At 69.9% G+C, this 14,526-nt stretch carries 12 protein-coding genes and 1 pseudogene; 7 read left to right on the top strand and 6 right to left on the bottom strand.

Annotated elements, in window-relative coordinates:
* Window positions 1-15 precede the first annotated feature (15 nt).
* Window positions 16-531 carry a flavin reductase family protein gene (locus tag Pen02_RS27710; protein ID WP_203869040.1) on the top strand — a complete coding sequence of 172 codons (516 nt, stop codon included), beginning with the start codon at window positions 16-18 and terminating at the stop codon, window positions 529-531.
* Between the two features lie 262 nt (window positions 532-793).
* Here the strand turns inward: Pen02_RS27710 and Pen02_RS27705 are convergent, their stop codons facing one another.
* Window positions 794-1,561, bottom strand: a complete 768-nt coding sequence (locus tag Pen02_RS27705) for an IclR family transcriptional regulator (RefSeq protein ID WP_203869039.1) — start codon at window positions 1,559-1,561, stop codon at window positions 794-796.
* A gap of 9 nt (window positions 1,562-1,570) precedes the next feature.
* Window positions 1,571-3,061, bottom strand: coding sequence for an APC family permease (locus tag Pen02_RS27700; protein WP_203869038.1), 1,491 nt, complete (start codon window positions 3,059-3,061; stop codon window positions 1,571-1,573).
* A gap of 418 nt (window positions 3,062-3,479) precedes the next feature.
* Between Pen02_RS27700 and Pen02_RS27695 the strand changes: the two genes are divergently transcribed.
* The 3 genes from Pen02_RS27695 (at window position 3,480) to Pen02_RS27685 (ending at window position 6,314) form a co-directional block, all read left to right on the top strand.
* Window positions 3,480-4,187 (top strand): hypothetical protein, encoded by a 708-nt coding sequence (locus Pen02_RS27695; RefSeq protein ID WP_203869037.1) that lies wholly within the window; start codon window positions 3,480-3,482, stop codon window positions 4,185-4,187.
* Between the two features lie 18 nt (window positions 4,188-4,205).
* Entirely contained in the window at window positions 4,206-5,465 is a 1,260-nt protein-coding gene (locus tag Pen02_RS27690; RefSeq protein ID WP_239141371.1) for a copper amine oxidase, read from the top strand.
* Between the two features lie 132 nt (window positions 5,466-5,597).
* On the top strand, window positions 5,598-6,314 hold the full coding sequence (locus tag Pen02_RS27685; RefSeq protein WP_203869036.1) for a DUF305 domain-containing protein: 717 nt from the start codon (window positions 5,598-5,600) through the stop codon (window positions 6,312-6,314).
* Window positions 6,315-6,396: 82 nt separating this feature from the next.
* On the opposite strand, the gene Pen02_RS27680 is transcribed toward Pen02_RS27685, so the two are convergent.
* The gene (locus Pen02_RS27680; RefSeq protein ID WP_275413613.1) at window positions 6,397-7,152 is read right to left on the bottom strand and encodes an alpha/beta fold hydrolase; all 756 of its coding nucleotides are present in this window, start codon (window positions 7,150-7,152) and stop codon (window positions 6,397-6,399) included.
* A 588-nt stretch (window positions 7,153-7,740) separates the two neighbouring features.
* Between Pen02_RS27680 and Pen02_RS27675 the strand changes: the two genes are divergently transcribed.
* The gene (locus tag Pen02_RS27675) at window positions 7,741-9,249 is read left to right on the top strand and encodes a carboxylesterase/lipase family protein (RefSeq protein ID WP_203869034.1); all 1,509 of its coding nucleotides are present in this window, start codon (window positions 7,741-7,743) and stop codon (window positions 9,247-9,249) included.
* A gap of 144 nt (window positions 9,250-9,393) precedes the next feature.
* Window positions 9,394-10,059: a hypothetical protein gene (locus tag Pen02_RS27670; protein WP_203869033.1), complete on the top strand. Its 666-nt coding sequence runs from the start codon at window positions 9,394-9,396 to the stop codon at window positions 10,057-10,059.
* 169 nt (window positions 10,060-10,228) lie between these two features.
* Here the strand turns inward: Pen02_RS27670 and Pen02_RS27665 are convergent.
* Window positions 10,229-10,444 (bottom strand): annotated as a pseudogene (locus Pen02_RS27665) (ABC transporter ATP-binding protein); the annotation flags it as partial.
* 128 nt (window positions 10,445-10,572) lie between these two features.
* On the opposite strand from Pen02_RS27665, the gene Pen02_RS27660 reads away from it, so the two are divergent.
* On the top strand, window positions 10,573-11,403 hold the full coding sequence (locus tag Pen02_RS27660) for a tautomerase family protein (protein WP_203869032.1): 831 nt from the start codon (window positions 10,573-10,575) through the stop codon (window positions 11,401-11,403).
* A 79-nt stretch (window positions 11,404-11,482) separates the two neighbouring features.
* Here Pen02_RS27660 and Pen02_RS27655 read toward each other — a convergent pair whose 3' ends face one another.
* Together Pen02_RS27655 and Pen02_RS27650 are read right to left on the bottom strand one after the other, a co-directional pair.
* Window positions 11,483-12,889, bottom strand: coding sequence for an amidase (locus Pen02_RS27655; RefSeq protein ID WP_203869031.1), 1,407 nt, complete (start codon window positions 12,887-12,889; stop codon window positions 11,483-11,485).
* Window positions 12,890-13,195: 306 nt separating this feature from the next.
* Window positions 13,196-14,488 carry a COG1470 family protein gene (locus tag Pen02_RS27650; protein WP_203869030.1) on the bottom strand — a complete coding sequence of 431 codons (1,293 nt, stop codon included), beginning with the start codon at window positions 14,486-14,488 and terminating at the stop codon, window positions 13,196-13,198.
* Window positions 14,489-14,526: the final 38 nt, after the last annotated feature.

Below are 14,526 nucleotides of genomic sequence, written 5' to 3'. Positions count from 1 at the left end.
GAGGAGGTGCCACCCGTGCCACATGATGAAGGACCGGCGACCACGGACGACTTCCGCCTGCTGCTCGGGCACATCCCCACCGGCGTCGTCGCCGTCACCGCCACCCGCGACAACCGCCCCGTCGGCCTGGTCGTCGGTTCCTTCTTCTCCATCTCACTACGCCCACCCCTCATCGGGTTCGGCGTCAACAACACCTCCAGCAGCTGGCCTCTCATCAGCGCCGGACACACCTTCTGCGTCAACGTCCTCGCCGCCGACCAGGATGACGTCAGCCGCGCACTGGCCACCGCCGGCCCGGACAAGTTCGCCAACCTCCGCTGGCACACCTCCGAAGCCGGCTCCCCTGTCATCGACGGCGCCCTCGCCTACCTCGACTGCGACCTCCACACCAGCCACAACGCCGGCGACCACCAATTGATCATCGGCCTCGTCCATTGCTTCCACCATCTCCGCAGCGCCGCACCACTCGTGTTCTACCGACGCGAGTACTGGTCGTTGAGCAGCACTCCTGGATCCAGACACCGCGCGTGAGGCGATAGCGCGAGGTCGGCTGCCAGACCTGGCGCTCAGCCCGTTCCGAATCAAGGATCACCGAGCGGCGCACGGCTGGGAATACCGACTTGTGGTCCGACCTTGCGTACCGACTTACCTGCTCGCCCACCGGGACGAGAGAGACACCTCGTGGCTGAACACAGCACCGATGACGCGTGGGATCTGATCGTCACGCCCTGGCACCTCGACGAGCACATCCCGGCATTCCCGATCCCCGCCACCGCGACTGGGATGGACCGAATCAGGTCGGGTCGGGCGCCAGCAGGTCGGCCAACTCGTCGACACACCGGCCGACCAGTCGCAGGACCGCCCGGTCCAACCGGCCGACCCGGTCCGGGCTGGTGCTCACGGCCAGACCGGCGAGCAGGCCACCGGCCCGGCCACGGACCGGGAACGCCAGACAACCCCGGTCCCGGCGCAACTCGCCGAGCTGACGGGCCGCCTGCTCGCTGCGTACCCCGGCCAATTCCAGGTCGAGCAGGTCCGGGCGGGTGATGGTGGCCGGGGTGAACCGGGCCAGCGACACCGGCAACAGGTCCCGCCGCTCGGCGAGCAGCAGCTTGCCCACGGCCGAGGCGTGCAGGTGCCGGGCCAGCAGCGCCTCCGCCGAGGGCGGATGGTCCGGATCCGGGTCGACCAGCCGCAGCCGCCCGTCGCGGTAGCGGACCAGGTGCACGGCGAGGCGTACGCGGGTACGCAGGGCGGTCACCGCCTCCGGCACCCCCGGCGGCAGCGCCTCCCGGGCGGCTGCGCCGGCCAACTCGACCACCTTCCGGCCGAGCGCGAACCCGCGCAGGTCGGCGAGCCGGACCAGGTACTCCTCCGCGACCAACAGGTTCACCAACCGGTAGGTGGTGGCGGGTGGCAGGCCCAGCGCGGTGGAGATCTCCTTCGCGGTCACTCCGGGGCCCGCCCGCGCAACCTCCTCCAGCACAGTCAGCGCGGAGACCACGGCGGCCGGTTGGCGTCCCGCCAACTCGGCCGGTGGATGGCGCGGCGGCTTGGTCATCGGGCCGGCCTAGCCCCGGCGGACCGGCGAGGCGCCGGGCAGGATGTCCTCGACGGTGGCCTCGTCGAAGAAACCGATGGCGACGTCCGGCACCCGCCGGCGTACCCGACCGAACCAGAGCAGGCCGAGCGCGAGCAGACCGGCGAAGACGGCGACCAGCACGGCTCTGCCGTCCCGTACGGTCTCCATCCAGAACCCGGTGAAGACGGCTGCGAGCAGCACCGCACCGAGTAGTCCGGCGACGCTCGCCCATCGGGTGTGCTCACCGATCCGGCGTAGGAACACCGGCATGGCCAGGCAGACCAGGACGTACGTGAGCAGGAAACCCTGGGTGGCGAGGACGGACAGGGCGGTCGAGATGGACCGGATCGGCAGACCGGCCAGCCAGAGCGCGGCCGGCGTGAGCACGGCGGCCGGGATCACCGTCACGGCCGCGACGTACGGCGTCCGGTAGCGCGGGTGGGTACGCCCGAAGACCGGCGGCGTGACCTGCTCGCGGCCCATCGAGAAGAGCACCCGGACCCCCGCGTTCGCCGACGCCATCGCGCAGGCGAACAGCGACGAGACCAGCCCCAGTTGCAGCAGGACCGGCAGCAGCGGCGTGACCTCCGCGACCGCCGGCCCGGCCAGCGCCGAACCGTCCACGGCGGACCCGCCGTGGTGCCGGCTGAATCCGTAGATGTGCAGGCCGGCGGCGGCCAACATGAGCGCACCGCAGACGGCCGGGGTCCAGAACATCACCCGGGGAACAACCGCGTACGGCCGCCGGGTCTCGACGCTCAACGCACAACCGCTCTCGAAACCGACCAACCCGGTGATCGCGATCATCAGCGCCCCGGTGACCGCGCTGGCGGTCAGGTCCGGGGCGGCCAGGGTGTCGTCGATGCCCACCCCCGAGTAGGCGGTGACCGCGAGCGCCGTGAGTACCACGCAGACCGAGGCGGCCTCCAGGGCGAGCGTCACCATCGCCGAGATCTGGATGCCGCGTACCACGCAGGTGGTCAGGATCGTGCCGAGCAGCACCGTCAGCAGCAACACCGTCCGCTCCCGCTCGGCGACGGAGACCAGGCCCGCGTCGGCAAGCAGCATCGCCAGCCGCCGGGAGGCTCCCAGCAGGCACATACCGACCAGCGACAGGTACGCCAGCAGCAGCGCGCAGCCGGTGAGGAACGCCGTACGGGGCGTCAGTCCCTTGGCGACGAAGGTGTAGAGCGAACCGGCCGCCGCCATCCGTCGGGCGAACTGGGCGACACAGGACCCGACCAGCACCATGGCGAGCGTGGCCAGCAGATACACCGGGACAGCCGCCACACCGAGCCAGGCGACCATCCCGCTGGCCGCCATCATGCCCGGTGAGGGGGCGACGTTCGCCACGGCCTGGGCGGCCACCGGCAGCGCCGACAGGCGACGCCGGTCCAGCCCGGTGCCCGACGGCGGCGGGCCGAGCGGGCGGGCCGGCCGGGCCAGCGCGCCGGCAATGGCGTCGTCGAGAGCGCTCACCGTATCCCCGTTCACAAGCCGGTGGGCTCGGCCGCCCCTACAGAGATCTTGAAAGTAGGTACGACTCGTTTCTTCGTTGTTACCGGGCTGTACCGGCCTGAGCGAATCGAATGAGAAAGGCCTCGGCCCCGTTCGCGTTCACCAGGTCGCGGCATATTGCCGGAAATTGATGGACGCGCAACCCGTACCCGGCTCGATCCCCGCAGGGTGAACGACGTACCAGGTCGGCGATCGCCTGGTCACGGAGGCCGGCTCGACGCGGAGCCCGACCCCGGCGCAGCAGATCGAAACCACGCTTCCCGCAGGAGTGTCTATGCAGCGTGTTGAACCCGCGAATCCGGCGAAGCCCGGATCGCCCTGGCGAGACCGAGCACAACGGCTCAGATGGGGCCTGGGCATCGCCGTCACGACCGCGGTGGTGGCCACCGCCGCAGTCTCCCTCAGCGCCGCCGCGACCGCACCGACTCCCCCACCGGCAACCACCGGGCCGACCAGCGGACAGACCCAGGTCGAGACGGAGAGCGGCCCGGTCACCATCGACGACCCCACCCCCGGACCGGCACCGGCGAAGGGCACCGGTCGCGATCCCATCACCCCGGACGAACGCGCCGCCGCCCGCCAGGTCGCCGCAGGCGCGCTGGCCGCCGGCACCGGTGTGACCGGTGCGGCAGGTCCGGAATACCTCTCCACCGAACTGGTCGACGAGCGCTCCGACGGTGCCCGACGGGCCGCCTTCTACTTCTACAACTACACCGACAACACTCTGGTCAAGCAGGTGGTCAACCTGAAGACCGGCAAGCTGGAGAACAGTTTCGCCGCACCGGGAATCCAACCCCCGGCGAGCGCTCGGGAAAGCACCGAGGCCTTCCGTCTCTTCCTGGCCAGCGACCTGAGCGCCGACTTCAAGTCCCGGTACCGCAAGGCCACCGGCGCCGACATCACCGACGTCACGCAGGTCCTGCTCAGTACGCCCAGCTACGTCGCCGCACCGGCGGACCAGGGTGCGCAGCAGTGCGGCAAGCACCGCTGCCTGCAACTCGTGCCCCAGGTGCCCGGTGGCGTGTTCATCGACATCTCCGACATCGTCGTCGACCTCTCCGGGCGCGTCGTCGCCCGCCTGAAGTAAGTGGAGGGCTGTTCCCAGATGCGAAACAGGAAGCTGACGGCGCTGCTCGGCGCCGTGACCACGGTCACCCTGCTCGGCGCACCCGCCGCGGCGGCACCGGCGGCACGAGCCGACGAACGCTGGACGTACTGCGACGCCGACGCGATGGTCAAGCAGAAGCTGCCGAACGGTTCGCTGTGGCAGCTCTGCTGGCGGATGGACGACCGTACCGGTCTGGTGCTGGAACGGGTGGCCTACCAGGGCAAGCGGGACGCCAACCCGATCACTGTGCTCAACCAGGTCACCATCGCCCAGCTCAACGTCCCGTACGACTCGGGCGCGAACGAGTGGAACGACATCACCTCGTACGGGTTCGGCGGGCGTTACCTGCAGCAGATGTCCGCGGTGGACTGCAAGGGCGGCTCCCGCCGAGGCGTCTGGACCGACGACGGCCAGTCCGAGACCAAGGTGATGTGCGTGAAGGTCGAGGACACCGGGCTGGCGTACCGGTTGGAGGGCGAGACGCCCGAGCAGCCGATCGCCCAGCAGGGCCAGGACGTGGTCCTGCGGACCATCGCCAAGGTCGGCTGGTACGAGTACATCACCGAGTACCGGTTGCAGGACGACGGTGCGATCGCGGTCCGGCTCGGTGCGACCGGCGACCTGGCGCCCCGCGACTACACGACGGTCGACGACGGCTGGCCGCTCGGGGCGGGGCAGACCGACTTCGCCACCAACCACTACCACAGCGCCTTCTGGAAGGTCGATTTCAACATCGGCGGACGGGGCCAGGAGAAGGTCGAGCAGTACGACACCGCACCGACCGGTGAGAACGGCACCCGCGCGGCGATCTACCGCACCACCAAGACCGCCGTCACCACCGAGGCCCCGCTCAACACCGCGTTGCGCCGCTGGTGGCGGGTGGTCAGCCCGACCAGCAAGAACTCCGACGGCCACAACCGGTCGTACGAGTTGGAGCTGGGTGCCAGCGACGCGTACGAGGCGCACCCGGAGACCCAACCGGACGTCACGTTCACCCAGTACAAGCCGTGCGAGAAGTTCGCCACGTTCAACCTCGACCCTGAGTGTGCTGGTCGGGGCATCCTCGACTACTCGAACGGCGAGTCGCTGACCGACCCGGTGATGTGGGTCCGGGTCGGCTACCACCATGTGCCGCGTGACGAGGACCAGAGCCCGATGCCGGTGCACTGGCAGGGCTTCGACCTGCTGCCACGCGACTACACCGCGACGAACCCGATCGGGCCGGCGTCCCGTCTGGACGTCAACGGCCGGCCCTGACCGTACCCGGAACCGAGTGACCCGGTGGCCCCGCTCGCGCTGATCCGCGTGGGCGGGACCACCGGCCGCTCCGCCGAGGTGGCCGCCAACCCATCGGGACGATCTCCGAACCGAGCAGACTGTGGAGGAAGCATGCGCAAGGCAACCGGGATGCTGGCCCTCGCCCTGGCTGGTCTGGTCATGATGGGCGGCGGTTGTGGTCGGGGCGCGGATCCGGAGCGGGTCGCGCCGGCTCCGGCGGCGGTGGCGCCGCCCGATCCGTCGGTGTCCCCGTCCGGCCCGTCTGCGCCGGCGTCCGGCCCGGCGCTGGCTCCGTCCGACGCGCCGGCGGCCGACGGTACTCCGGGGGGCGCCGGAAGCGGGTCGTCGGCGAACCCGCCCAACGGGGTGGATCTGCTCTTCGCCCGGATGATGATCCCGCACCACGCGCAGGCCGTGCGGATGAGCCGGAACCTGCTGACCAAGTCCGGGGTGTCGCCGAGGGTGGTCGCTATCGCCGAATTCATCGCCCGCGACCAGCAGCGTGAGATCGACGAGATGAACGCCTGGTTGGAAAGCTGGGACCAGCCTCGGGTCGACCCGGCCGATCCGGCGGCGGCCAGGGTGCACACCCGCGAGGGACACGGCATGCTCACCGAGGCACAGCTCGCCGAACTGGCCTCGGCACAGGGACCGGCCGCCGACCGGCTCTACCTGACCCGGATGATCGAGCACCATCTCGGCGCGATCGCGATGGCGAAGGGTGCGGTCTCCGCCGGGCGGAACGCGTACGTGCGCAACCTGGCCAAACACGTCGTCAACGAGCAGGGTGCGGAGAACGAGGCCATGCGCCGGTTGATCGACGCCTGAGGCTGGCAGCCGGGGCCGTCAGAAACGGCAGAGTCGGAGCCAGAGCTGCGGCCGGGGGCAAGTTGATCTGGGTCGGAAGGCGTCAACGGGCCGAACCGGCGCCGGCCAGGTGGGTCAGGAGCAGGGTGGTCATGGTCTCGGGGACCTCTTCCGGGATGTGGTGACCGATGCCGTCGAGGTTGACCAGTCGGTACGGTCCGGTGACCCAACGGTGTGTCGCGTGCACGCCGGACGGGGCGACGAACGGATCGAGCGTGCTTGCGACGAACAGGGTGGGCACTGTCACCGGTTCCGGGTAGCCCTCGAAGTCGTTGGCCCGGTACCAGTTCAGTGCCGCCGTGAGGGCGCCCGGTTCGGAGAGCCTCCGGAAGTACTCGGCACACTTCTCCGGTGGAACGCCGGGCAGCGGCGGTGGGCCAGACGCGAGGATCATGTCCTCCGGGATCGGGGATGGCTGACGGAATCGGTCCATGTACTTCGACGCCTCCCGCTGTACCGGGTCTCCACGCAACGCCTCCGCGAACGCGCCGAGATGCGGTACGGAGACTGCGGTGAAACTACGCACCCGGTGGGCGTACCGCGCTGCCGCGATCCAACCGACTGCTGCCCCCCAGTCGTGTCCGACCAGGTCGAACCGTCGCCATCCGAGGGAGTCGGCAATCGCGGCGACATCCGTGACCGCGTGATCGAGCCGGTACCTGCCGACGCCGACCGGCCGGACGCCCGGGGAGTAGCCACGTTGGTCGGGCGCGACCGCCCGGTAGCCGGCTGCGGCGAGTCCTATCAGCTGGCGTTCCCATTCGATGCCGAACTCCGGGAACCCGTGGAGCAGCAACACCGGCCTGCCGTGCCGTGGTCCCGCAGCGACAGCGCCGAAAGTGCCGGCAGCGGTCCGGATCCGGACCCTGGAGATGCGCCGATGCCCGATGGCGGTCGCGTCGGCGGCACGCGCGGCACCGGCGACGCCGACAGCGGCCGTACCGGCGAGCGCAGCCCCGGCCAGTCTGACAAAACCACGACGAGAGGTGGAGATCGACATGCGTCAAGCCTGCCGGCGGTCCCGACACAAGAACATCCGACCATCCCCCGGATGCGCAGGGGGACAGCCCTACCAACACACTTTCGAACACCCCCGTCGAACCGCAGAATCCCCTCGCCACGCCCTCGACCGCGTGCGCCCGGTGTAGGCCGTGGAGCGACCAGGTCGGCGAACCGGGTCAGCCGCCGGCCTGGGATCGGCAGGCTGCCGCTACTCGGTCAGCCGGGAGACCCGGGGTGGTGATCATTGATGCGAGCTCTCGTCTCGGTGGTGGTGCGTTTCTCACGTCTTGGCCGTGACAACGACGTCAGGGGGTGGAGGTAGGTACACCTCGCTGGGTAGGAAACCTCGTTCCGGCCGTGGCTGGTCGGATGACACCTTGAGCGCATGCGAATCCTGACGACGATCGTGACCGTCGCCGCGCTCCTGGCGCTGCCCGCGCCCGCGGCCGCCGGGCCCGGCAATGTGCACACCGACGCGGGCTGGATAGCCGGCACGGTACGTCATGATCATCGGCTCTTCCAGGGCATTCCCTACGCCGCCGCACCTGTCGGCGAGCTGCGCTGGCGCTCGCCGCAACCCGTCGAACCGTGGGCGGGCGTCCGCGATGCGACACGGCCCGGCAACCGGTGCGCCCAGACGGCTGACGGCTGGGGCCTGCCGGCCAGCGACAGCGAGGATTGTCTCTACCTCAACGTGACCGCTCCGCGTGGCGCCTCGTCCCACCGCCGCAAGCCGGTGCTGGTCTGGCTGCACGGCGGCAGCCTGACGAAGGGTGCCGGCAGCGACTACGACGCCATCCGCCTCGCCACGCGCGGCGACGTCGTCGTGGTTACCCTCAACTACCGGCTCGGGATCTTCGGCTTCTTCGGTCATCCTGAGCTGTCGAACGGCGGCGCGTTCGGCGTGGAGGACCAGCAGGCGGCGCTGCGGTGGGTACGGCGCAACGTGTCCGCGTTCGGCGGTGATCCGAACAACGTCACGCTCGCTGGCGAGTCAGCGGGCGCGCACTCGGTATGCGCCCAGCTCGCCTCCCCGGCCTCGGCCGGCCTGTTCCACCGCGCGATCACGCAGAGTGCCCCGTGTTGGAGCCAGGGCGACCTGCCGCCGGTCCTGGGCGTACCATTCTGGGTCCCTGCCTCGGCTCACGAGGGGTACGGGCAGATGATCGCCGACCGGGTGTCATGCCCTGATGTCTCCTGCCTCAGGGGTAAGTCGGTTCTGGAACTCCTCGCCCAGCCCGCACTTCCGCTCCCCGGATACGGCAACACCGTGCTACCGGAAAACCCGGCAAATGTCTTCGCCGAAGGACGCTTCCACCGGGTGCCGATCCTGTCCGGCATCACCCGGGACGAGGGCACCATGTTCGCATCGATGGTGTTCCCGAACCTCACCGCCGCGCAGTACGTCGATGGCCTCACCCAGATTTTCGGGGAACGGGCACCAGCCGTCCTGGCCGCCTACCCGCCCGGCGACGTACCCATCCAGACCGCTGCCGCCGTGATGAGCGACCTCGACTGGGCGAGGCAGGCGCGGGACACCGATCAACTGCTGGCCCGGCACGTACCGGTCTACTCCTACGAATTCCTCGACCGGACCGCGCCGCAACTGTTCCCGTACCCCGACGACCAGGTGGAACCCTTGGCTTCGCACGGCTCGGAGCTGCCGTTCCTCTTCGACCCGTCGTGGGAGTCCGCCCCGCTCACCAACCAGCAGCGTCGACTCGGCGACCTGATGATCGGCTACTGGGCACGGTTCGCCGCCACGGGTAACCCGAACGGCCACGGACTACCGGCATGGCGGCACCACCCGTACGTCCAGGGCCTGGACCTCGACAGGATAGGCCCATTCGACCGGACCGCCGCGCACCGGTTGACCTTCTGGGATGGGATCTGACCCGCCTCAGCGGCCGTACGGATACGGTCCTGTGGCCCGCCCCCGCGCTGTCGGTGTCGTACGCGCCGACAGCGTGGCGGCGGGCCGACACTCGCCGACCGGTACGACGAAGGCATCGGCCAGCGTGGTGACTATCATCGCGCGGTGGAGCATCTCTGGGACCTGTGGTCCAAATGGTGGTCCGGCCAGTCAATCCAGGGCCTGTCCATGTTCGGCCTGCCGATCGTCGTCTGGGGTCGCATCGGCAAGGCGATGCAGTACATCGGTGGCCTGACGGTCGTCATCGAACTCGTCGGCCCCGAACGGTTCCGATCCTTCGGCGACCGGCTTGTCGGCATCCCGTGGCGTTCCTGGTGGGAGCGGACCGTGGTCACCGCCGCCAAGTGGTGGTTCGCCCTACTCATCCTGGGCCTCGTCGCCAGCCTGCTGGGCCTGCCCTGGGAGGTGTACCGCACCTACGCAACGGTCCTGATGCCAACCATCTGGGCGACCGACCAGCCATGGGGATGGCCGCTGTTCATCGCTCTCTCGCTGGTGGTCACCGTCCTGGCGGCCACCAGCCCGACCGCCACTCCCGCCGAACGACCACGGATCGTGCTCGGGGGAATCCTGCTCGGCCCGGTCGTCGTGGTGCTCCTCGGCTCGCTCGTCATCGTCGCGCTCGTCCTGGCAGCCCTGATCACCCTGCTCGCCCTTCCGGCGACCCGGCTGCTGACCTTCCTGTTGACCCGACTACGGAAGGCCGCTTTCTACTCGATCGCCTTCGCCCTCACGACGGCCGGGTTCCTCCTGGACCTCTGGGCCACGTAGTCCCAGGTTCGCGACGATGCAACTCCGGCAGGACGCGCTCAACGAATCGCCGCAGCCCCGCGTCCGAAGCGGCGCCGGGCCTCGCGGGCGGCCGTGGACTTTCCGCTGCCGGAGTTTCCCCGGATGATCACCAGAGTGGGCGGAACGGGTGTGGTGGGATTCGACGTCGTCATCGGGTGCTCTCTCCGGCGGTTGTGCTCTGTCGGGGCAACGGCGTGACGGGCGCGGTGGTGTCGTAGCCGGCGGCTTGGAGAGTGAACAGTTCGGCGTACCGGCCGCGCGCGGTCATGAGGTGGTCGTGGGTACCGGCCTCGACGAGGCGGCCGTGGTGTAGGACGTAGATGCGATCGGCGTGGCGGACGTTGGCCAGCCGGTGGGTGAGGAGCCGATCTGTCTGGATACCAGCCAGTACTCGACAACTCATCTACTTTCCGGACTGCCACCTGGAATGCGCCTCGGCTCGACATGATTGAAGGGACGCCGCCCAGACCGCCGGCACGGAGAGGAGCGCGGATGCCCTTCGTCAACATCTCGCTGGCCCGCGGCAAGTCGGATCAGTATCTCGCCGCCGTCTCGCAGTCCGTGCACGACGCGCTGGTCGCCGAGCTGAACATGAAACCCGATGACAACTTCCAGCTCATCCACCAGCACGACCCGGGCGAGATGGTCTTCAACCGCGGTTTCCGCGGCGGCCCACGCTCCGATGACTGGATCGTGTTCACGATCGACGACGATCTGGACCGTGGTGAGCGGGCCAAGCGCGGGTTCTACCAGACGCTGGTCCGTCTGCTCGAAGAGCGTGCGGGCGTCCGTCCCGCCGACGTGTTCGTCATCATGACCGTGGTTCCCCCGGAAAACTTCTCCTTCGCTGGCGGCGTGATCGGCACCGACGTCGCGGCCGCCGAATCGCTCGAAGCGACAGCAAAGGCTCCGGGCACGCGTGACACGTACACCCGCGCCGAAATGGTGTACGCCGTCACACAGCTCTTCCGGAACCGCGATCGTGGCCCCATCCTCCCGATGCTGCGCGACGACGTCGTCCTCACCCTGCCCACGACGCTGCCCTACGGCGGCGAGTTCACCGGCCCCGCAGCCTTCGACGACTTCTTCGCGAAGATCCCGGGCGGTGGCGCCGTCTGGAAGTCGTTCGACACCGCCGTCGACGACGTCCTCGCCGCCGACGACCACGTCATCGCCCGACTCACCAATACGGCCGTACTGAAGGCGACCGGCAGGACGGTCGTCTTCCAGAACCTCTGGCTCTTCGGGGTCGCGGCCGGCCGCATCACCACCGCTCAGCTTTACGCCGACACCGCCGCCACGACCGGCGGGTCACCCGGTTGATCGAGGTTCCCGCACGGCAAGACGCTACGTCACAGCAGGAAGAGGGGCGGCCATCGACGCGGAGGCGCCCGCCGGGACGTCAGAGGGCGGGGTGCTGGTTGCGGACCGGGCTCAGCGATTCCAGCAGCGAGGCAAGGTAGAGGATCGTCGACTCCGCGTGCCAGTTGGCCGCGAGCTGGACACCGATCGGCATGCCGTCGCTGGTCGTGCCGAACCGCAGGGACAGGGCCGGTAGTCCGGTCAGGTTGAACGGGACGGTTGTCGACATGACGTGGAAGGCGTCCATCGTCTGGCCGTCGAGGGTGATCTGCTTCAGCCCGTGCGCGTGCGCGGGGATCGTCGTCACCGGGAGCAGCAGCGCGTCGTACTGCTGGAAGTACTCGACGAAGCCGTCCCGGAGCCGTTCGATGCCCTGCTCGGCCTGGACGTAGTCCTGCACGGACGTGTCGGGTGTGCCGACCATGGTCTTCGAGTACGTGAACATCTGGTCCTCGTGCCCCGCGGTGACCTTCTGCATCGCGGGTTTCATCTCCATCACGTGTTGCCGGGTGAAGAGTTCGAGTGGGTTGTCGCGTTCGAGAGCCGGGATGCTCACGGCGTCGACCCGCAGCCCCGCTCCCTGGAGCGCGTTGGCGGCCGCCTGCACCGTCGCGGCAACCTCCGCGTCGATCGGACCGAGTCCCGAGTCGACGAGCCAGCCGACACGGACGGGCCGGTCCGGCGAGCTGCCCAGGCCGGCGTCGAAGTCGCGCGGGACGGTGGCGAGGCCGTCGGCGCCGTCAGGACCGGCCAGCAACGAGTACGCCAGTGCGAGGTCGCGGACGGTCCGGGCCATGGGACCGACGTGCCAGTCACGACGCGGCTCGCGCGGCCAGACACCCGTCATCGGGATGCGTCCGCGCGTCGGCTTGAGAGCCGCGATACCGGTGTCGGCCGCCGGTCCGCGTACCGAGATGGACAGGTCGCTCGCGATTCCGAGCGGCGACATCCCAGCCGCGATCGCCGCGGACTCCCCGCCGCTCGAACCGCCGGAACTGCGGTCGAGGTCCCAGGGGTTGTTCGTCCGGCCGGTCAGAAGGTTGTCCGACTCGATCCAGTACGCGAATTCGGGAAGGTTTGTCTTCGCCAGCAGGATCGCCCCGGCGTGCTTCATGCGTGCCACGCTGGTGGCGTCCGTGTCCGGGATACGCCCCGCGAAGATCGGTGAACCGCGCTGGGTGAGCACCCCGGCGGTGTCGAACGAGTCCTTGACCGTGAACGGCACGCCGTGCAGGAGGCCCACCTCCGCGCCCGCCGCGACCGCCTCGTCCGCCGCCCGCGCGGCGTCGAGCGCGCCGTCGGCGAGCGTGACGACCGCGTTGATCCTCGAATCGACGGCCGCGATGCGGTCCAGGTGCGCCTGAACCACCTCCACCGAGGAGACTCTCTTCGTACGGATCAGGTCGGCGAGTTCGGTCGCGTCGCAGTGGTGGAGATCAGTGCTCATGACAGGCTCCTCCCACCCCACTCTGTCTCCGCGACGCGGCGGTATACCCAGGGCTCGTCGCGGGACACCGCGTCGCTGCCGATTTCCTGAGCGGCGGTGCGGAAGCTCTCGCCTGCTCGGAAGCGTCGGTGCGGAAGCCCTCACCCGCTCGGACGAGGAGCATTCGCCCGACAATCGCGCCGGACGTCGCCACCGACCCGGCCGCGCAACTCGTCGAGCACCTGCTCGACCACATGTCCGGTAGGCGCATGGATGCCGCGCCCTGGTGCCAGGCCTCCCGACCAGCGCAGCGGCCGGTACGCCTCGTCAGGAGCCCGTCCCGGCGGACCGTGCGAGGGTGCCGTTGAGGTAGAGTCCCTCCTGGCAGGTGCTCGGCGCGGGAGCGCCGACTGGGGTGCCCGGTCGCCGGCAGACGACGGTGAGGGTCACCCGGGCTCCGGCCGGCACCCTGATCGGGGTGACCGAGTGGTAGTCCTGGTTACGGAAGTTCTCCAGCCCGTAGGTGACCACCCGGACGTCGTCGGCGGTGACGGTCAGCGTCCCGGTGTCTCCCTGCGGGTTGTCGACCAGGAAATCGGTGATCAGGAGCACCCGGCCGCGAGGCACGGTGTAGCTGCGCGACGCCGAACCCCCGGGGTTGGTCCGCAGTACCAGCGCGGTGGCGAACTGCCCGCCCCGGCTGGCGCCGTCGCCACCACCACCGGTCGCCGGCGGCGGCGTCGGTGCGGCGGGAGCCACGGCGCGTTCCTGTTCGATGGCGTCTCGCGCCGCCGCGCCGGCAGCCTCGCTCGCCGCCTCCTCAGCCTCGGTCGCGACCTGCGCCACGCCCTCGTCGACGGCCTCCCGGGCCGCCGACGTCACCGCCGGACGCAGCAGCCCGAACCAGAGTGCGAGCAGAAGCAGCAGCAACGCCAGCAGCAACGCCAGCAGTTTGAGCAGCCAGGCGGAGAGGACAGGCTGCTGCACCAGGGTGCCGTCCAGGGTGACGGCCCGGCCCGTCGCATCGCCCAGCACGGCCCGGAACGGCAGATGTCTCGGCGTGCCCCGCCAGAGCAGCCGCCGGGCCCGTACGCCGAGCACGGCCGCGTACCGTTCGCCCGCCGCCAGGGTCGTCGTCCTCGGCCGGGGCGCGAAGCGTAGCTGTTCGGCACCGTCGACGGCGGTGACGCTCAGCGTCTCCTCGACGTTGCCGCCGTTGAGTCCGACGAGGCGGTAGCGGGCGCCGAGCCGCGCCCGGCGCACCTGCGGCCGTAGTTCCCCGGTCACCTCGGAGAACGGCGCGATGGTCAGCACGGCTTCCTCGACCGTGGCGGTCTGCGGCGCCTCGGACGGCACCACCCGGACGCCGTACGGCAGCTCACCCGCGCGGACCTCGGAGGACCGGGGCGGCCGGACGGTGAGCGTGACGGTCTGGCTCGCGCCGGGATAGAGGGAGACCCTCGGTGGGTCGAACGTCGCCCAGGTGCTCGGCATGCCGACCACGTCGAGGTCGTACCCCTCGACGACGTCACCCGAGTTCCGGACCGTCACCGGGATGTCGACGCTTTCGCCCGGCACGACCACCGCCGGAGTCTCCACCAGGCCCAACGAGATGCTCATGTCCCCGACCGTAGGCGGGGCGGGACCGGCCGGGACCG

The organism is Plantactinospora endophytica, from assembly GCF_016862915.1.
In the GTDB taxonomy this organism is placed as follows: Bacteria; Actinomycetota; Actinomycetes; order Mycobacteriales; family Micromonosporaceae; genus Plantactinospora; species Plantactinospora endophytica.
This window is presented reverse-complemented; position numbering and strand designations above follow the sequence as displayed.